Below are 19,337 nucleotides of genomic sequence, written 5' to 3'. Positions count from 1 at the left end.
TGTCAGTCTCGTATGGGAAGCTATTGAGGTACAGGAAACACGAGCGGTAGAGTTGGGGTCAGATGCCCCGGCGGAAGGTTGTGACAGTGGCTCGCAGTGCGGACGGAGCAGACCTGCTCAAATGTAACTTCTGTGGGAAGTCGCAGAAGCAGGTTCGGAAACTCATCGCCGGACCAGGCGTTTACATCTGCGATGAGTGCATCGGTCTGTGCAATGAGATCATCGAAGAAGAGCTGAGCGAAGGCACCGCCGAGCACGCCGAGATCGAACTGCCCAAACCACGCGAGATCTTCGACTTCCTCCAGGAATACGTGGTCGGGCAGGAGCCTGCGAAGACAGCACTGTCCGTGGCCGTGTACAACCACTACAAGCGCATCCGCTCCTTGGAGGGCGACGAGGAGACGAAGACCCTGGGCTCGGACGAATCCGAGGTCGAGATCGCGAAGTCGAACATCCTGCTCGTCGGTCCCACCGGATCGGGCAAGACCTACCTCGCGCAGTCGCTGGCGAGGCGCCTCGACGTTCCCTTCGCTGTCGCCGATGCGACTGCACTGACCGAAGCGGGCTATGTCGGCGAAGACGTCGAGAACATTCTGCTCAAACTGATCCAGGCCGCGGACTTCGACATCCAGAAGGCCGAACGCGGCATCATCTACATCGACGAGATCGACAAGATCGCCCGCAAGTCGGAGAACCCCTCGATCACCCGCGACGTGTCCGGTGAAGGAGTGCAGCAGGCTCTGCTGAAGATCCTCGAGGGCACCCAGGCCGCCGTGCCTCCGCAGGGCGGTCGCAAACATCCGCATCAGGACTTCCTGCAGATCGATACGACGAATGTGCTCTTCATCGTCGCCGGGGCCTTCGCGGGAATGGAAGAGATCGTCGCCGGTCGCAAGGGCAAGCACGGCATCGGATTCGGTGCTCTGCTGCAGTCGAAGAACGACGAAGAGGACCTCTACGCAGATATCCTCCCCGAGGATTTGCTGAAGTTCGGTCTCATCCCCGAGTTCATCGGACGTGTCCCGGTGCTGGCCACGGTCTCCACGCTCGACCGTGCCGCGTTGATGTCGATCCTGACCGAACCGAAGAACGCGCTCGTCAAGCAGTATCAACGAATGTTCGAGTTCGACAACGTCGAGCTGCGCTTCGAAACGGAAGCCCTCGAGGCGATCTCGGACCTTGCACTGCTGCGGGGAACCGGTGCACGTGGACTCCGGTCGATCATGGAGGAAGTCCTGCAGCCGGTCATGTTCGATGTTCCATCGCGCGAGGACATCGCCGAGGTGGTCGTGACCAAGGACGTCGTGGACAAGAACGTCGCCCCCACGCTGGTGCCGCGCGAGCAGTCCCGGACGTCCAAGAAATCCGCCTGACGCTCCTGCGTCGATGAGGCTCTTTGCGGACACCGGACCGCTGAGGGCAGGGACTGGCCGTCGTCGTGGTGCTGAAGGGCCTCGGACTCGGCGGGGGAGCGGACATCATCCCCTCCGCGTTCCGGTCGAACATGCTGCAGGACGCCGCCAGCGACGACATGCGCGGACGCATGCAGGGTGTCTTCATCGTCGTCGCAGGGGGTCTCCGAATACCGGTTGTGCTGCACGGATCCGTCGCGGAGGTGACGAACACGACTGTCGCCGCCGCCGGCGGAGGGGCCCTCGTCACCGTGCTCGTCAGCGTCCGGGCGCTGATCTTTCCGACGTTCGAGCGCTATCGAGCCGAGCGCGGGGACTCGGACCATCCGCGGACTCCCGTGAGCTGATGTGTTGCAGCGGGCCTCTACGCCTGGGCGGAATAGACGGCGTTCTCGGCCGGCTGGACGACGACGAAACCGGGCCCGTGGAAGGCGAGTTGGACAGATTCCCCCGAGCCCCGGCCGAAGAAGGTTCCGACGCTGACGTCGGTCTTGATCTGAGGGGCCAGGGCCGAAGACCAGCACACGGCGGCCTGCGGGTCGACGAAGGTCGGCTGCTGTGAGCAGTCGAGGACCATCGGAGCGCCCTTGCAACAGATGGCGGCGGTGCCCACACCGTTGAGCTCGAGGTTGAACAGTCCCGAGCCGCTGACCATGGCGCCGACTCCGCCCTTGATGCGTTTGATCTCCCAGTTGAGGGCATCGTCGAAGGCCAACAGATTCGAGGTGTTGACCGTCAGTGCGTCCTGCTGGCCCTCCAGCGCCATCATGAAGATGTTCGAGGCCTCACGGGCGAAGAACACCTCCCCGTGGCCCTCGGCCTTCATCACATTGCCGCCCTCGCCGGTGGCGGCCTTCTTCATGAACTGGCCCACCGACTTCGAGCCCTGGTGGGTGAAGTGCACATCGCCCTGATAGGCGACCATGGCGCCCTTCGTGGCGATCATCGGCGCATTGGGGGTGATCACAGTGCGCAGCATCTTGTTCGACTGCAGGGTCCAGCGTTCCCGGTTCTGAATCTCCGCGTTCCGCTGCGAAAAGAGTTCACTTCTCATGGTTCAAGAGCCTTTCCTCCGCGAAGAAGTCCTGTACTTCTTCGGCTGACGAGTCCATCGTATGTGCCCGGGCGGTGAGGGGGCCGGAGATTCGTGTTCTCAACTTGGAACAGGTGTGCGTCCTCAGACCTGTTCGGCGAAATCGATGGCGGCGACGGTGATCCCCTCACCCTGCTCCGCAGTCTCGAGGTGCTGGACCCGCCCAGCCGCGGTGAGGTCCGTCCGAGCGCTGTCGATGGCTGCGACGACGGCAGCCGGTGACTGAATCGTCAGGCTGCGCACCTGCGTCTTCTGCGAGACCTTCGCCTCGGTCTTCGCCCTGCGGATCTCGCTGAGCACCGCGGCGACCGAACCCAGAAGATCCGGATCCACAGACGAACCCGGATGGGCCAGCTGCTCGTCCTGCGGCCACTCGGCCCTGTGCACGGAGCCGGTCCGCCACCACGACCACACCTCTTCGGTCACGAAGGGCATGATCGGGGCGAACAGACGCAGGAGCACATCGAGAGCCGTTGCGAGTGTGACGTGAGCCGAGAGCTGATCGGCCTCGCTCGTGGCGCCGTAGGTCCGGTCCTTGACGAGTTCGACATAGTCGTCGGTGAACTCCCAGAAGAAGCTCTCCGCAGATCGCAGAGCGTGCGCATAGTCGTAGGCGGACATGTGGGTCGAAGCGGTCTCGACCACCCCGGCAAGCTTTGTGAGCAATGCCCGGTCGAGATCGTGGCCGACGGATCCGAGCTGCCCGATGAGGCCGGAGTGGACTCCCTGCGCCAGTGCGAACTTCGAAGCGTTGAGCAGCTTCATGGCCAGCCGGCGCCCGATCTGCATCTGCGTCACGTCGTAGGCGGTATCGGCGCCGAGCTTGGCGCTGGCGGCCCAGTAGCGTACGGCATCGGGGCCGAATCCCGGCTTGGCCTCGCTGAGGATATCGGACGGAACGACGACGTTGCCCTTGGACTTCGACATCTTCTTCCGGTCCGGATCGAGAATCCACCCCGACAGGCCGGCGTGCTTCCACGGAGCCGTGTCATTGAGCGAGTTCGCCCGGACCACGGTGGAGAACAGCCAGGTGCGGATGATGTCGTGGCCTTGAGGGCGCAGGTCGAAGGGGAAGACCTTGGCGAAGAAATCCTCATCTCGGCTCCAGCCGCCCAGCAGCTGCGGAGTCAGCGACGACGTCGCCCAGGTGTCGAGGACATCGGGATCGGCGGTGAAGCCACCGGCAACGTCACGCTGCTCGGCGGTGAAGCCTGCCGGCACCTCGGCGACGGGATCGACGGGCAGAGATTCGGGGATGATCGGGTCCGAATAGTCGGGCTCGCCCACAGCGTCGAGGCGATACCACAGTGGGATCGGAACCCCGAAGTAGCGCTGGCGCGAGACCAGCCAGTCACCGTTGAGGTTCTCCACCCAGTTCTCGTAGCGCGAGCGCATGAATGTCGGATGCCATTCGATCTCACGCCCCCGGGCGATGAGCGCATCACGCAGCTCGGCCGAGCGACCGCCGTTGCGGATGTACCACTGGCGTGAGGTGACCACTTCGAGGGGCTTGTCGCCCTTTTCGTAGAACGGGACAGGGTGGGTGATCGCTTCGATCTCACCGATGAGGTCACCGGACTCGGTGAGCATCTCGGCGATCTCCTTGCGGGCGGTGAAGGTCGTCTTGCCTGCCAGCTTTTCGTAGTTGGCGACGGCGTCGGTCTTCGGCGACGCGGCGATCCATTCGGGGACCTCGCGGTTGAGGCGACCGCCGCGATTGATCACCGCACGTGTGGGAAGGTCGAGTTCGCGCCACCAGGTGACGTCGGTGAGGTCGCCGAAGGTGCACACCATGGCGATTCCCGTGCCCTTGTCGGACTTGGCCAACTCATGGGCCCGAACCTCAATGCTGACGCCGAACAGGGGCGAGACGACGTTGGTGCCGAAGTAGGGGGCGTAGCGCTCGTCCTCGGGATGAGCGACCAATGCCACGACCGCCGGGATGAGTTCAGGCCGGGAGGTGAGGATGACGATCGGCTCCGCAGAGATGTCGGCCAGGCCGTCCGCGCCCTGTGGGTAGAAGTTGACCTTGTGGTAGCCGCCGTCCTTCTCACGATCTTCGAGTTCGGCCTGCGCCACTGCGGTGCCGAACGTCACATCCCACATCGTGGGGGCGTCCTGAGAATAGGCGTGCCCGTTCGACAGGTCGGCCAGGAAGGCCCTCTGGCTGACCGAGCGAGAGGTGTCGTCGATCGTGCGGTACGTGTAGTTCCAGTCCACCGACAGACCTGTGGATCGGAAGAGATCTTCGAAGACGCGCTCGTCCTCGGCCGACAGCGTCTCACAGAGTTCGATGAAGTTCCGGCGAGAGATCTTGACGAAGTCTCGGGAGTTCTTCGCCGGCTTGGCCGGCGGCTGGAAGCCGGGGTCGTAGCTCTGCGTCGGGTCACAGGTCACGCCGTAGTAGTTCTGGACCCGTCGCTCGGTCGGAAGGCCGTTGTCGTCCCACCCCAGCGGATAGAACACGTTCTTGCCCTGCATACGCTGATAACGGGCGATGATGTCCGTCTGCGTATAGGAGAAGACATGGCCGACATGCAGAGAGCCCGAGGCAGTGGGCGGGGGAGTGTCGATGGAGTAGACCTGCTCGCGATCGGTGTCGACGTCGAAGGCATAGACTCCGTTCTCGCTCCATGCGGCGTCCCACTTGTCCCGAAGTCCTTCAAGAGCCGGCTTGTCCGGCAGGTTCACTGACTCATGCGTCGAGTCCGAAAAGGCAGGTGTGTTCATAATTGTTGATTTTCTCACCCGGGAGGCCTGCGACCAAACCGATCGAGGCCGGTGAGACGACTTCGAGGCCGACCGCATGTGAGACGCACCCTTAACGCAGCGTGAGACGGTTCGCCGCGCGAAAATGAGAATATTGGACCATGGCGCCCTTGGACAGAATCGGATCACAGAACCTGCCGCCCACGTCGACGGCGTGGATGAACCCGGCCCGTGTGATCGCGATCGTGGCGGTCGTCGCCATCCATTCGCTGGGGACCGTCGTCGAAGAGAACTACGCCGCAATGGGACCCGACTGGTGGGTGGCCAACGGATTCGACTCCGCGGCTCGCTGGTCGGTTCCGGTCTTCATCATGATCTCGGGTGCGCTGGCGTTGGACCCGGCACGGGGGAACAAGCCACGCAGGTTCCTCAGCAAACGCGTGTGGCGCATCGGCATTCCGCTCGTATTCTGGACCGCCGTCTATGTCATCTTCCGGCGCTTCTACCTGCTCCCCTCCGACGACGGTTGGAACCCCGGCCTCGCCATCCTCACCGGCTCGCCGTTCGTTCAGCTGTATTTCCTCTATGTGCTCGCCGGGCTGACTCTTCTGACTCCGTTCTTCAGGCTCCTCAGCGTCCACGGATCGCGTCGTCTGCAATGGGGGACCGGTCTCATCTTCCTGGGGATCGGCATGCTCGACCAATGGGTGAGCATCGTCTTCGACGTCGGTGAGGCCAATATCGCCACTCGGTTCCTGCCCATGGCCGGCTTCTACATCCTCGGCTGGGTCCTGCGCGACGTGGTGCTCTCCGCCCGCGGCGTGGCTGCGGCATGGACGGCTCTGCTGGGCTCGATCGCGCTGACGATCGTGTGGGCGGGGCTCGGCCCCGGGGACAAGCCCTGGATCTTCCCCTACGAATACCTTGCCCCGGGCGTCGTCGCTGCCTCCCTGGCGGCCTACCTTCTGCTGCATCATCATATGAACACCGGATTCCGGGTCCTGCACTGGCTGTACCCGTACTCCTTCGGAGTCTTCCTCCTCCATCCGCTCGTGCTCTATCCGATCCGCAACGAGATGGGCCTGCCCACGACCGTTCCCGGCGTCCTCGTGCATGGGATCGTCATGCCGATCGTCTACGCGATCATCTGCGTCGCCGTCACATGGTTGGCGGTCAAGATCCCCGCCGTACGTGCGGTCTTCGGGGAAGGGGGACCGCGCAATCCCCATGCGAAGCCCGCTGCGAAACCCGCACCGTCGGCGGAATCGGCCCGAACCCCGAAACCGGATCGCTCTCCGGACCCGGAAGCCACTGGCACCTGACCGCGGGACTGCCCTGTCGCGTCGGTGTTCCGTAGACTGAGAGCCGACCTCGATGATCGTGACAGCGATCGAACGCAGCGACCCCAGGGAGCATGGAGATGGAAACACTCAGAGCAGTTGTCACCGGAGCGAGTTCGGGAATCGGCGCGGCCACGGTGCGACGGCTTCGCGAGCAGGGCTGGGACGTCGTTGCCGTGGCACGGCGGGAGGAGAAGCTGCGTGCCCTCTCCGATGAGACCGGGGCCGGCTACGTCGTGGCCGACCTCACCGACGATGCCGCCGTCGACGCTCTCGCCGCCGAGGTGCTGGCCGACGGGCCCGTGCACTCCCTGGTCGCCAATGCCGGTGCCGCCTACGGCACCGACACCGTCGCCGAGGCATCGGTCGAGGGGTGGCGCGACATGTTCGACGTCAACGTCCTCGGCGTGTTGCGCGTCGTCAAGGCGTTCCTGCCCGCCCTCATCGAATCCGGACGCGGAGACATCGCGGTCATGTCCTCAACCGCCGGCCACCAGGCATATGAAGGCGGCGGCGGTTACGTCGCGGCCAAGCACGGCACACATTCGATCGCGGCGACCCTGCGACTCGAGCTCGCCGGTGAACCGGTGCGAGTGATCGAAATCGCCCCTGGAATGGTCGCCACCGACGAATTCACGCTCAAACGAGTCGGAGGCAGCCAGGAGCAGGCCGACAAGGTCTACGCCGGCGTGGAGAATCCACTCACCGCCGAAGACGTCGCCGACGCCGTCGTCTACACCCTGACCCGACCGCACCACTTCAACGTGGACCTGATGGTGATCAGGCCGATCGCACAGGCCGCTCAGCACAAGGTCGCGCGCAACAAGGGGCTCTGAGATCCCACCGGCACGACGCGACGGCTCGGGTGGTGGGCACCCCCGGGCAAGGTATACGATTGACGGTGCAGCGATCCGGCCATCACCGGGGAGCATCCGGAAGAACGGTGACCTCATCAGCCGTCGACAGCCTCGGCGGCATGAAGCACCCAGTAGAACCGGACGGTTGGACCCGTCATCACTCCGGCTATGAGCGATCCGCTGATCGTCCGTCGGCATCCGACGGACGATCGGAGCGGATAAGCGAGGTGGTACCGCGGCAGTCTTGTCGTCCTCGTGACCGTGACCGCAGTGACTCAGAAGGACGCTCATGACGCAACCGTTGTATCCCAAGGTGTCGACCTCAGCCTTCGGCCTCAGCGCCTCGCCGAACTTCCCGGCGATCGAGGACGCCGTGCTCGAATACTGGAAGCGCGACGACACGTTCCAAGCCTCGATCGATCAGCGCGACGCCGGCGAAGACGGGGAGAACGAGTTCGTCTTCTATGATGGCCCTCCCTTCGCCAACGGACTGCCCCACTACGGTCACCTCCTGACCGGATACGTCAAGGACGTCGTTCCCCGCTACCAGACGATGCGCGGAAAGAAAGTCGATCGTCGCTTCGGTTGGGACACACACGGTCTCCCTGCAGAACTCGAGGCCGAACGTCAGCTCGGCATCACCGACAAGTCCGAGATCAGCGGCATGGGCCTGGCCGCATTCAACGATGCCTGCCGTGCCTCTGTGCTCAAGTACACGCAGGAATGGGAAGAGTACGTCACCCGGCAGGGCCGGTGGGTCGACTTCGACAACGACTACAAGACGCTCAACGTCGAATACATGGAAAGCGTCATCTGGGCGTTCAAACAGCTCTGGGACAAGGGACTGGTCTACGAAGGCTACCGGGTCCTGCCGTACTGCTGGAAGGACCAGACGCCGCTGTCGAACCACGAGCTGCGCATGGACGAGGACGTCTACAAGTCCCGTCAGGACCCGGCGGTGACCATCGGCTACAAACTCAGGGACTCCGAGGAATGGGTCCTCATCTGGACCACGACTCCGTGGACTGTGCCTTCGAACCAGGCGGTCGCTGTCAATCCGGAGATTCCCCTCGTCGCCGTCGTCGCCGGTGAGGACGGCGCGCAGGAGCTTCAGGGCAAGACCTTGATCCTCGCCGAGGCTCGTCTCGGCGCCTACGCGCGTGAGCTCGGCGAGAAACCCGAAGTGCTGCGCACCTTCTCCGGAAGCGAGCTCCTGGGACGTTCGTACGAGCCCCCGTTCCCCTACTTCGAGGGTCGTCAGGAGGAGTTCGGGGAGCGGATGCACACGATCCTCGAAGCCGAGTTCGTCACCACCGACGAAGGCACCGGCATCGTCCACCAGTCACCGGCCTTCGGTGAAGAGGACAAGGAACTCACCGACTCATACGGCATCACCGCGACCCGCCCCGTCGACGACGCCGGCTGCTTCGACACCACAGTGCCCGACTATGCGGGACAGCAGGTCTTCGACGCCAACAGGGCCATCACCAAAGACCTGCGCAACGGCACCGGTCCGATGACCGGACGCTCGGTTCTGCTGGTGCGCCACGAATCCTATGAGCACTCCTACCCGCACTGCTGGCGCTGCCGGAACCCACTGATCTATCGGGCCGTGTCCTCCTGGTTCGTGCGAGTCACCGAATTCAAGGACCGCATGGTCGAGGTCAACGAGCAGATCAACTGGGTTCCCGACAACGTCAAGCACGGACAGTTCGGCAAGTGGTTGGAGAATGCCCGCGACTGGTCGATCTCCCGCAACCGGTTCTGGGGATCACCGATCCCGGTGTGGACATCGGATGACCCCGCCTACCCCCGGACCGACGTCTACGGCTCCCTGGCCGACATCGAAGCCGACTTCGGTCGCCTCCCGATCAACGACCACGGTGAGGTCGACCTGCACCGCCCCTGGGTCGACGACCTCGCCCGCCCCAACCCCGACGATCCGAGCGGCCGGTCCATGATGCGGCGCATCCCCGAGATCTTCGACGTCTGGTTCGACTCCGGGTCGATGAGCTACGCCCAGGTCCACTACCCGTTCGAGAACTCCGAGTGGTTCGACAACCATTTCCCGGCCGACTTCATCGTCGAATACGTGGGACAGACACGCGGCTGGTTCTACCTCCTGCACGTGCTGGCCACCGCGATCTTCGACAGGCCCGCATTCACCAACTGCATCTCCCACGGCATCGTGCTCGGTTCCGACGGTCAGAAGATGTCGAAGTCGCTGCGTAACTATCCGGACGTCAACGAGGTCTTCGACCGCGATGGCTCCGATGCGATGCGCTGGTTCCTCATGGCCTCGTCCATCCTGCGCGGGGGCAACCTCGTCGTCACCGAGCAGGGGATCCGCGACGGCGTCCGGCAAGTGGTTCTGCCCCTGTGGAACACCTGGCAGTTCTTCGCCACCTATTCCAATACCGCCGACGGGGACCTGGGGGAGAAGGCCGGATACCAAGCCCAGGAGCGTTACGACTCGTCACAGGTCCTCGACCGATACCTGCTGGCGAAGACCCATGACCTGATCGTCGAGTTCTCCGAGGCGATGGACGGCCTCGATATCTGGGCCGCCTGCGAACTCGTGCGCAGCTACCTCGACATGCTCACCAACTGGTATGTGCGCCGCTCCCGGCGCCGCTTCTGGGACGGCGCCGAGGAGACCCACGAATCCTTCGACGTCTTCTCCACCTGCCTCGAAGCCTTCTGCCGAGTCGCAGCTCCGCTGCTGCCATTCACCGTCGAAGAGATCTACCGTGGACTCACCGGTCAGCGGTCGGTGCACCTGGCCGACTACCCGGCCGCGGACCTCTTCCCGGCCGATGCCGACCTTGTGGCCGCGATGGACCTGACCCGAGACATCTGCTCGACGGCGTCCTCGGTCCGCAAGGCCAACCGACTGCGGGTCCGCCTTCCGCTGTCCAAACTGACGGTGGCCAATGACACGGACTTGGGAGGCGACTTCACGTCCATCATCTCCGATGAGCTCAACGTCCGCGAGGTCGAAGTCCTCGACGTGGCCGAGGCCGAAGCCGCGGGCTTCTCCCTGGCGCAGAACCTGGTGGTCAATGCCCGCGTCGCGGGTCCCCGTCTGGGCAAACAGGTCCAGCAGGTGATCAAGGCTTCGAAGACCGGCGACTGGTCGGTGGCCGAGGACGGCACCGTCACCAGCGGCGGGATCGACCTCGTCGACGGCGAGTACACCCTCGAATCCATTGCCGAATCCGGCACCGAGGGGATGGAGCTGGCCGCACTCGACGACGGCTTCCTGGCCCTCGACACACGTGTCACCCCCGAGCTCGAAGCCGAAGGCGTCGCCCGTGACACCGTGCGGGCGATCCAGGGCATCCGCAAACAGTTGGATCTGCACATCTCGGACCGGATCACCGTCGTCATCGAGGCGGATGACCGGCTGGCAGCCGCATTGGGAGAGCATCGGGATCTCATCGCCGGGGAGACCCTGGCCACCTCGCTGGACTTCGCACCGATCGACGCCGGGGCACAGGTCTTCACCCCCGACGAGCTGCCGACCGGCACCCAGCTCTCGGTGAGCCCAGCATGAGCGCCGAGGACCGCGATGAGAATTCGCAGACCCAACTCGCCCGCGCATACGCGGCTCTGCTCGCCCGCGCGGGCGAGACCCAGATCGAGGTCCGGCTCGATGCGACCCGTCGCGCCTGCGAACTCCTCGGCGACATCCATCACGCGGCCCCGGTCATCACCGTCACGGGGACCAACGGCAAGACCTCGACGGCGCGCATGATCGACTCGATCGTCTCTGCTCACGACCTGCGTGTGGGCCGCTTCACCAGCCCGCACCTGCATTCGGTGACCGAGCGCATCTCCGTTGACGGGGGACCGGTCGAGGCGGAGACCTTCGTGCGCATCCACGATGAGATCGCACCGTACCTCGACATCGTCGACGCGCAGCTCGTCGCCGAGGGGCGGGGACGGCTGACCTTCTTCGAGGCGCTGACGATCCTGGCGTTCGCGGTGTTCGCCGACGCCCCCGTGGATGTCGTGGTCACCGAAGTGGGCATGGGCGGCGAATGGGATTCGACGAACGTGGCCGACGCCGCAGTCTGCGTCTTCACGAAGATCGGGCTCGACCATCAGAAGTTCCTCGGCGACACGCTCACGGAGATCGCGGCCACGAAGGCCGGAATCCTCAACCGGAGCCTCGATCCGTCCCCGGCCCCCGAGCCGGTGGCCGTCATCGCCGCTCAAGCCGAAGAGGCCCAGACGGCGTTGGATGCCGAGATCGAGGCGCGTGACGTCCACGCGGTGACCGAGGACCGTGGCTTCCGGCTCCTCGACCGGCAGCGCGCCGTCGACGGACAGCTCATCACCGTCCAGGGCGTCCGCGACGTCTATACGGACATCTTCCTGCCGCTGCACGGGCTGCATCAGGCTCACAATGCGGCCGTGGCTCTGGTCGCCGCGGAGGCGTTCCTGGCCGACGAAGACAAGCCGCTCGTCCTCGACACGGTCGCCGACGGCCTGTCGCGTGTGACGTCGCCGGGCCGGGCCGAGCTGGTCCGCACGGGCCCGGCCGTGGTCGTCGACGGTGCCCACAACCCCGACGCCGCCCATGTGCTGGCCGAGACCGTCACCGAGGCATTCGACTTCGACTACACCGTGATGGTCCTGGCCATGTTCGGCGACAAGGACGTGCACGGTGTGCTCGAGGAGCTCCACCGCAGGGCGGACGCGTTCGTCATCAGCCAGGCGCTGTCATCACGTGCGATGGACACACATGAACTGGCCGAGGCCGTCCGTGAGTGGGTGGATGAGGACTCGGTGCTAGAAGCTCCGGATCTCAATGCGGCCCTGATGAAGGCCATAGACCTCACCAACCGCTCCGGCGCGCAGAGCCCGGGGATCGTGGTCACAGGCTCCCTGTTCACCGTCGCCGAGGCACGCCTGCTGCTGGGCAAGGAGGACTGAGACATGAAATCGAAGTTCCCCGTGCTGTGCGGATCGATTCTCATCTGCGAACTCTTCATCGTCTACTTCGCCGTTCTCACCGCCTACGGCCTCGAGGTGAAGTCTGCAGGTTCGCTGTCTCTGACCCAGCTTCTGCTCGGCGCGTCCGTCATCGCGGTTCTGGCGATCGTGTCCGTGGTGCTGCTTCCACGGCGGATCGGTCAGAAGAGGCCCGGAGTGGTCCTCGGCTGGCTCGTGCAGATTCTGCTGCTGGCATCGGGGTTCATCATCGGTTCGATGTTCTTCGTCGCTGCGATCTTCATCGCCATGTGGGCGGTGACGGTGTACTGGTCGGCGAGGATCGACCGGGAAGTGGCAGAACGCGCCTGAGTCGCCTCGGCGATGGACATCAGCGCACACAGTGGCGGGTAAGCTGTGACCGCCGATCATGGAACAAACGGAAGGACCGGAATGGAACGTACTCTCATCCTCATCAAGCCCGATGGGCTGGCACGAGGACTTGTGGGACAGATCCTCGCTCGGATCGAAGCCAAGGGATATGCCATCGACGCACTGTCGCTGCGGACCGCGACCGCGGATGAGCTGGCCGCTCACTACGCCGAGCACGAAGGCAAGCCCTTCTATCAGCCGCTCGTCGAGTTCATGTCCGAAGGACCGATCGTCTCGATCATCGCCTCCGGTCAGGGAGTGATCCCGGGCTTCCGCGCACTCGCGGGCGCCACCGACCCGACGGCGGCGGCACCGGGCACGATTCGCGGCGATCTCGGCCGCGACTGGGGTGAGCAGGTGCAGAAGAACCTCGTCCACGGATCCGATTCGGTCGAATCGGCCGAACGCGAGATCGGAATCTGGTTCCCCGCCTGAGCTCCGGTTCACAGCGCGGGTGCCGTGGTGCGGTTCTCCTTGCCGAGAGAATCTGCGACACGACACCCGCGCTTGTCCTATTCACTGACCGTTCGTGAGGGTCAGAACAGGGTCGAGAAGAAGGTCCAGAACTGGACGACGATGCAGGCCGTGATGATGAGCATCCACAAGACGGAAAGGGCGACATTCTCCTTCGCCAGGACGCGGGCGATCGGGTTCTGGGCGATCCTGACACCGACGTTGCCGGCGAGGACATTGTGGGCAGACACGGCGACGAACATCGGAATCGTCATCGTCCACACCACCATGCACCAGGGGCAGCCCACGCCGATGACATAGATCGACACGTAGAAGAGGAACATGACGAGCACGGTGCCGAGGGCGAGGCCGATGTTGAGCCCGATCATGATCCATCCCGGAATCTTCGCCCCGGCCATGAGCAGCACGCCGAGGAGCAGCGGGAAGATGAATGCTCCGATGCCCAGGAGCTGATTGGGAAAGCCGAACAGCTGACTCTCGGGATACTCCATGACCGATCCGCAGGAGAAGAAGGGATTGAGATCGCAGGAGAGCACTGCGTTCGGGTCCTCGAGCTTCTCGTACTTCTCGACGGCGAGGGCGAACGAAGCGAGGAAGCCCACGACCGAGGCGACGATGAGGAAAAGCCCGATCGCCGTCGGGCGCAGCACCCAGGAGCGTGTCTGCAACACGATGCCGATGTCGTCGTCAGGGAGCGCGTCTGCGGTATTCACAGTTCAAGAATGCCTGCCCGGACACCGTGCGGCAAACGGGGACACCTGGGAATCGGCCCGATCTCAGAGTGATCGAGGGCACATTGCGACGGTCGGGTCCGAAGCAGTTCCCGCGATCTGTGACATAATGGCGTGACGGATACTTGTTCTCACACCGAACAAGAGAAGTGCCTCCACCGAGTCGAGGGTATGACCTCGCAGGTCGACACCAAGAAGAGGCAGCACCGAAGGCCTACGCGCTGAGCGCGAGCTGGACGTGCCATCCACAAGTTTCGGTCCATAGGGACCATGCAAGGATCCGAAGATCCGTGAGGTGTGGACGGAGTCTTCGGACTGGGAGAGATCATGAACGATACGTCGAACGACGGAAACGAAGCAACAGAGGGCATCCTCGCGGACCTCGCCAACCTGAAGCAGTCGGCAAGCTCCGCCGACTCGGCCCAGGAGGATGTCGACGAGAGCGTGAGAGAGAAGCTCGACCACATCGCCGAGGCCGCCGAGTCCCTGCGCCTGCCCGAGCCGGACGAGGACTCCCACGATTCAGATGAGGACTCCGAGGGGCCAGAGGACTCACCCGAGCCGAAGCGCACCGGGCCGAAGAAGGCACGCGATGCGGTGGCCAACAGGGGTCTCGTCTTCGAGCAGTTCGTCCGCGAACCGGGCGATGGACCGCAGGACCCTTCCGACTCCGACCCTGATTCCGAGGACGAGGTCGAGAGCGAATCGACGGGTTCCTCGGCGGCACCGGCGCCGGCCTTCGACCCTCGAAACCCCTTCGCCCCACCGATCACGGAGTCGGCACCGGCACCTCGCAGTGCGCCCTCCGTGCCACACGACGGCGGCCTCGTCTTCCAGGTGCCCAAGGCGGAAATGGCGCAGCCGGTGCAGACCGATGACGATTCCGACGACGATGATGAGTCGGACTACTCTGATGCGGGCTCGGATTCCGACGATCGCAGTTCCTCCGGCGGCGGAGGTGACCGCTCCGGCAGCGGCGACGATTCCGAGGACGGTGACTCGAACGACAACGGGGGCCGCCGTCGCCGTCGCGGAGGTCGCGGACGTCGGTCCCGGGGGCGCGAGGACAGCGGTCACGCTTCGGACTCCGATGACGCCTCGGACTCTGCGGACGTTTCCTCCGGCGGCGACTCCGAGCAGGGATCGAACGATTCGGGATCGAACGGTCGTCAGGCACGTTCCGGCAGCCGCTCGGACAAGAAGAACCAGTCCGCGGACTCGAACAAGTCCGGCGATGCCAAGTCCGGTGACGACAAGTCCTCCGGCTCGCAGTCGGAGAAGTCCCACGATGACGACGACGATGACGACGACAACGGATCGCGCCGCCGGCGCCGCCGCCGGTCTCGCTCCCGTTCATCGGACAATGACGAGGTGACATCGCTCAAGGGCTCGACCCGTCTCGAGGCCAAGCGACAGCGCCGCAAGGAGGGCCGAGAGGCCGGCCGCCGCCGACCGGTGATCACCGAGGCAGAGTTCCTCGCCCGTCGCGAATCCGTCGACCGGACGATGCTGGTGCGCGAGACCGGTGAGCAGACTCAGCTGGTCGTGGTCGAAGACGGCATCACCGTCGAGCACTACCTCAAGGAGAGCCGCCAGCAGTCCTCCCTCATCGGCAACATCTACCTGGGCAAGGTCCAGAACGTCCTGCCGAGCATGGAAGCCGCCTTCATCGACATCGGCAAGGGCCGCAACGCAGTCCTCTACGCCGGTGAAGTCAATTGGGATGCCCTCGGGATGGACGGCAAGGCGCGCAGGATCGAGGTCGCGCTCAGCCCCGGCGACGCCGTCCTCGTCCAGGTCACCAAGGACCCTATCGGTCACAAGGGCGCCCGCCTGACCAGTCAGATCTCACTGCCGGGACGCTTCCTCGTCTACGTGCCGGGCAACTCGATGACGGGCATCTCCCGAAAGCTGCCCGACGTCGAGCGCAACCGTCTGAAGAAGCTGCTGAAAGAACTCGTCGGCGACTCGAACGGCGTCATCGTGCGCACAGCGGCCGAAGGCGCGACCGATACGGATCTCGGCAGGGACGTCGAGCGCCTGGCCAATCGCTGGGAGAGCATCGAGAAGAAGTCGAAGTCAACGAAGGTCCTGGCCCCGCAGCTGCTCTACAGCGAACCGGACATGATCGTGCGCATCATCCGCGATGTCTTCAACGAGGACTTCTCCTCCCTCGTCATCGACGGTGACGGTGCATGGAACACGATCCACGAATACGTCGAGGCCGTCGCCCCCGACCTGCTCGACCGCGTCCACCGCTACAGCGAGGATGAGGACATCTTCGACCACTACCGTGTCGAGGAGCAGGTGCAGAAGGCGCTGCAGCGTACCGTCAATCTGCCCTCCGGCGGTTCGCTGGTCATCGACCGGACGGAAGCGATGACGGTCATCGATGTCAACACCGGCAAGTTCACGGGCTCGGGCGGAAACCTCGAGGAGACCGTGACACGCAACAACCTCGAAGCCGCAGAGGAAGTCATCCGCCAGGTGCGCCTGCGCGACATCGGCGGCATCATCGTCGTCGACTTCATCGACATGGTGCTCGAATCGAACCGGGACCTCGTCGTGCGGCGACTCGTCGAGTGCCTCGGACGCGACAGGACGAAGCACCAGGTCGCCGAGGTGACCTCGCTGGGTCTCGTCCAGATGACGCGCAAGCGCATCGGCACCGGGCTCGCCGAGTCGCTGGTCAGCGCCGGGGCTGACCTGTCCGGCCGCGGGCTGCTGCTGCCGGGTTCGGAAGAGGACGGGTCGAAGGCCCATCACGGCAGTCGTCCCTCACACAACGACAATTCGCACGGCAAGCGCGATCGGAAACGGCGCGGCGACAACAGACAGTCGAAGTCCAATGACTCGGATGCCCAGACCGATCCCGTGACGAACGACGCCTCGCGATCGGCCGTGGCCGCCATTGCCAAGGCCACGCTGAAGAAGGATGACAACGAGTCCAAGGACGGCGGGAAGTCCACGGACTCGTCTGAGTCGAACAGCGCCGAGGCGTCATCGAGTGCCGTCTCCTCCAAGGAATCGCATGGCAGCGACTCCGCCGATTCGCATGGCAGCGACTCCGCCGGCACTAAAGACAGCGGCAAAGCCGGTCGGTCCCGTGGACGCAACAGCAGGAAGCGGACGAACGCGAAGTCTGCGGAAACGTCTGAACCGACGCAGGACGAACCGGGCCAGGGCAAACCAGCACAGCAGGAGGAACAGCCTGAAGCTCCTGCTGCTGATCTGCCGCTGATGATCGGAGCCGACACGGCGACCAAGGTGGCTGCCGCCGAACCGGCCAAGGCCGCACCACGGCAGAAGCCGGCTGCCAAGACCGAACCGACTCCCGAGTCGGACCAGCAGTCGAAGCCGTCCTCGTTCGTCATCATCGGCGAAGACTGAGGAGCTCAGGCATCTGAGTGATGCCACCGGGCCACGAGGGGGCGTGCCGCAGACGGTCGACATGATCATCTGCGGCACGCCCCCTCGACCCATTCAACGACGGTCTCGACCCTGCCGACTGTCACTTCGCCGACGGCGGCGACACCGACGGCGACGGCGGCGACACCGACGGCGGAGACCGCGACGATGGCGACGAAGGCGGCTGCCTGCCGGGGCTGCAGCAAGCCCCGGAGCCCGAGACACAGAGTGAGACGTGAATCTCATCTAAGGCTCCTGATGTGATGTACGTAACAGTTGGATAACTGTATTCGAGTGGCGCGCCTCAGTCCTTGCTACCCGCATGGGGGTACGGCAGGTTATTGCACCATGGACACATTGTTATTAGCAGCAAATGCCCCTGAATCGCCCGTCGACGACGCCATCAACTCGTGGTTCGATCCCATCGCCACGTTCTTCGGCGGGATCATCTTCGCCCCACTGACCATCGGGGACCTTTCGTTTCCCTTCGTCGTTCTCTGGCTGATCGCCGCGGCACTTATCTTCACCATCTACTTCGGCTTCATCCAGGCACGCGGATTCAAGGTCTCCCTCGAAGTCATCCGCGGCAAATACTCGTCGAAGGACGATCCGGGCGAGATCACTCACTTTCAGGCGTTGGCCTCCGCACTGTCGGGCACGGTGGGTCTCGGCAACATCGCCGGTGTCGGTGTGGCCATCGCACTCGGCGGCCCCGGTGCCACATTCTGGATGATCGTCGCCGGTCTCCTGGGCATGTGCACGAAATTCGTCGAGTGCACCCTCGGCGTCAAATACCGCGAGATCGACGACAACGGCGTCGTCTACGGCGGCCCCTTCAAGTATCTGCCCATCGCGTTCCGCAAATTCTCCAAGCCGGTGGCCGGCCTGCTCACCGGAATCTTCGCAGTCTCCATCCTCGTCTTCGGCGTCGTCGGCGGCGGAATGTTCCAGGCCAACCAGACCTTCGCTCAGGTGCGCACCGCCACAGGTGGTGCTGACGGCTTCCTGGCGGGCCAGTGGGCATCACTGATCTTCGGCATCATCTTCGCAGCACTGGTCGCGCTCGTCATTCTCGGCGGAATCCGTTCGATCGCGCACGTCACCGACAAGCTCGTCCCCGCCATGGGAATCTTCTACGTGGTCTCCTGCCTTCTCGTGCTGGGCATCAACTTCGCCCAGATCCCACAGGCCTTCGGCGAGATCTTCCAGGGTGCGTTCGCGCCACAGGGAATCGCCGGCGGCATCATCGGCGTCATGGTCATCGGCTTCCAGCGTTCGGCCTTCTCCAACGAGGCCGGCATAGGTTCGGCGGCCATCGCGCACTCGGCAGTCAAGACACGTCGTCCCATCTCCGAGGGCTTCGTCGCCCTGCTCGAGCCATTCGTGGACACGGTCATCGTCTGCACCATGACCGCACTGACCATCATCGTCGCCAACCAGCCCTCCTACACCAATGACCTCGGGGAGGGGGAGATCGGCGGCGTAGCCCTGGCCTCGGATGCCTTCTCCACGGTCGTCGGATGGTATCCCATCCTCCTGGCCATCGCGGTGGCGCTCTTCGCCTTCTCCACCCTCATCACCTGGGCTTACTACGGTGAACGGGCCTGGAGCTACCTCTTCGGCAAGTCGAAGGGCGCGGTCACCATCTTCCGCGTCCTCGTCTGCGTGTTCGTCGTCATCGGCTGCATCGCCAGCTTCAGCAAGGTCGTCGAGTTCGCCGATGCCGCACTGTTCCTCTGTGCGTTCATCAACATCCTCGGCCTCTACATGCTGATGCCGGTGGTGAAGAAGGAGATGAAGAAGTACCTGGCAGATCGCAAGGCCGGTACCCTGAACGATCCCGATACGCTCGACGCCGATCCCGTGGATCAGCCGGCCTGAGCGCGACGGCACTGACGCCGATCCCGCGACGTCGTGCGGGGTCGGCGTCAGCGCGGCAGCTG

14 protein-coding genes are annotated in these 19,337 nt (G+C 64.2%); 10 read left to right on the top strand and 4 right to left on the bottom strand.

Translation table 11 applies throughout. The features are described 5' to 3' along the window. The first annotated feature begins 86 nt into the window (after nt 1–86). The gene (gene clpX, locus BKA07_RS13495; RefSeq protein WP_342449070.1) at nt 87–1,373 is read left to right on the top strand and encodes an ATP-dependent Clp protease ATP-binding subunit ClpX; all 1,287 of its coding nucleotides are present in this window, start codon (nt 87–89) and stop codon (nt 1,371–1,373) included. A gap of 65 nt (nt 1,374–1,438) precedes the next feature. After that, entirely contained in the window at nt 1,439–1,759 is a 321-nt protein-coding gene (locus BKA07_RS13490) for a hypothetical protein (RefSeq protein WP_209043975.1), read from the top strand. Between the two features lie 17 nt (nt 1,760–1,776). Here BKA07_RS13490 and BKA07_RS13485 read toward each other — a convergent pair whose 3' ends face one another. Next, nucleotides 1,777–2,466: an AIM24 family protein gene (locus BKA07_RS13485; protein ID WP_167951341.1), complete on the bottom strand. Its 690-nt coding sequence runs from the start codon at nt 2,464–2,466 to the stop codon at nt 1,777–1,779. Between the two features lie 123 nt (nt 2,467–2,589). After that, entirely contained in the window at nt 2,590–5,235 is a 2,646-nt protein-coding gene (gene valS, locus BKA07_RS13480) for a valine--tRNA ligase (protein ID WP_167951340.1), read from the bottom strand. Nucleotides 5,236–5,375: 140 nt separating this feature from the next. Between valS and BKA07_RS13475 the strand changes: the two genes are divergently transcribed. From BKA07_RS13475 to ndk, 6 genes are all read left to right on the top strand, one after another. Next, on the top strand, nt 5,376–6,536 hold the full coding sequence (locus tag BKA07_RS13475) for an acyltransferase (protein ID WP_245161949.1): 1,161 nt from the start codon (nt 5,376–5,378) through the stop codon (nt 6,534–6,536). Between the two features lie 98 nt (nt 6,537–6,634). Then, nucleotides 6,635–7,390: an SDR family oxidoreductase gene (locus BKA07_RS13470; protein WP_167951339.1), complete on the top strand. Its 756-nt coding sequence runs from the start codon at nt 6,635–6,637 to the stop codon at nt 7,388–7,390. Between the two features lie 310 nt (nt 7,391–7,700). Beyond that, on the top strand, nt 7,701–10,967 hold the full coding sequence (ileS, locus tag BKA07_RS13465; protein ID WP_167951338.1) for an isoleucine--tRNA ligase: 3,267 nt from the start codon (nt 7,701–7,703) through the stop codon (nt 10,965–10,967). Continuing rightward, complete coding sequence (locus BKA07_RS13460) at nt 10,964–12,352, top strand: bifunctional folylpolyglutamate synthase/dihydrofolate synthase (protein WP_167951337.1); 1,389 nt, start codon at nt 10,964–10,966, stop codon at nt 12,350–12,352. The genes ileS and BKA07_RS13460 overlap by 4 nt, the downstream gene beginning before the upstream one ends. Nucleotides 12,353–12,355: 3 nt before the next feature. Further along, the gene (locus BKA07_RS13455) at nt 12,356–12,721 is read left to right on the top strand and encodes a DUF4233 domain-containing protein (RefSeq protein ID WP_167951336.1); all 366 of its coding nucleotides are present in this window, start codon (nt 12,356–12,358) and stop codon (nt 12,719–12,721) included. An 81-nt stretch (nt 12,722–12,802) separates the two neighbouring features. Further along, the gene (gene ndk, locus BKA07_RS13450; protein WP_167951335.1) at nt 12,803–13,216 is read left to right on the top strand and encodes a nucleoside-diphosphate kinase; all 414 of its coding nucleotides are present in this window, start codon (nt 12,803–12,805) and stop codon (nt 13,214–13,216) included. A gap of 101 nt (nt 13,217–13,317) precedes the next feature. Here the strand turns inward: ndk and BKA07_RS13445 are convergent, their stop codons facing one another. Next, the gene (locus tag BKA07_RS13445; protein WP_167951334.1) at nt 13,318–13,968 is read right to left on the bottom strand and encodes a vitamin K epoxide reductase family protein; all 651 of its coding nucleotides are present in this window, start codon (nt 13,966–13,968) and stop codon (nt 13,318–13,320) included. 345 nt (nt 13,969–14,313) lie between these two features. Between BKA07_RS13445 and BKA07_RS13440 the strand changes: the two genes are divergently transcribed. Beyond that, a complete protein-coding gene (locus BKA07_RS13440; protein ID WP_167951333.1) occupies nt 14,314–17,376 on the top strand; it encodes an Rne/Rng family ribonuclease in 3,063 nt (1,020 codons plus the stop codon). A 65-nt stretch (nt 17,377–17,441) separates the two neighbouring features. Here BKA07_RS13440 and BKA07_RS13435 read toward each other — a convergent pair whose 3' ends face one another. Then, entirely contained in the window at nt 17,442–17,600 is a 159-nt protein-coding gene (locus BKA07_RS13435) for a hypothetical protein (RefSeq protein ID WP_167951332.1), read from the bottom strand. 142 nt (nt 17,601–17,742) lie between these two features. Between BKA07_RS13435 and BKA07_RS13430 the strand changes: the two genes are divergently transcribed. Next, the gene (locus BKA07_RS13430) at nt 17,743–19,275 is read left to right on the top strand and encodes an alanine/glycine:cation symporter family protein (protein ID WP_167951331.1); all 1,533 of its coding nucleotides are present in this window, start codon (nt 17,743–17,745) and stop codon (nt 19,273–19,275) included. The last annotated feature ends 62 nt before the right edge of the window (nt 19,276–19,337 follow it).

It is taken from the genome of Brevibacterium marinum, assembly GCF_011927955.1.
Classification (GTDB): domain Bacteria; phylum Actinomycetota; class Actinomycetes; order Actinomycetales; family Brevibacteriaceae; genus Brevibacterium; species Brevibacterium marinum.
The sequence above is the reverse complement of the archived record's forward strand: the minus strand, read 5'-3'. Positions and strand labels throughout refer to the sequence as shown.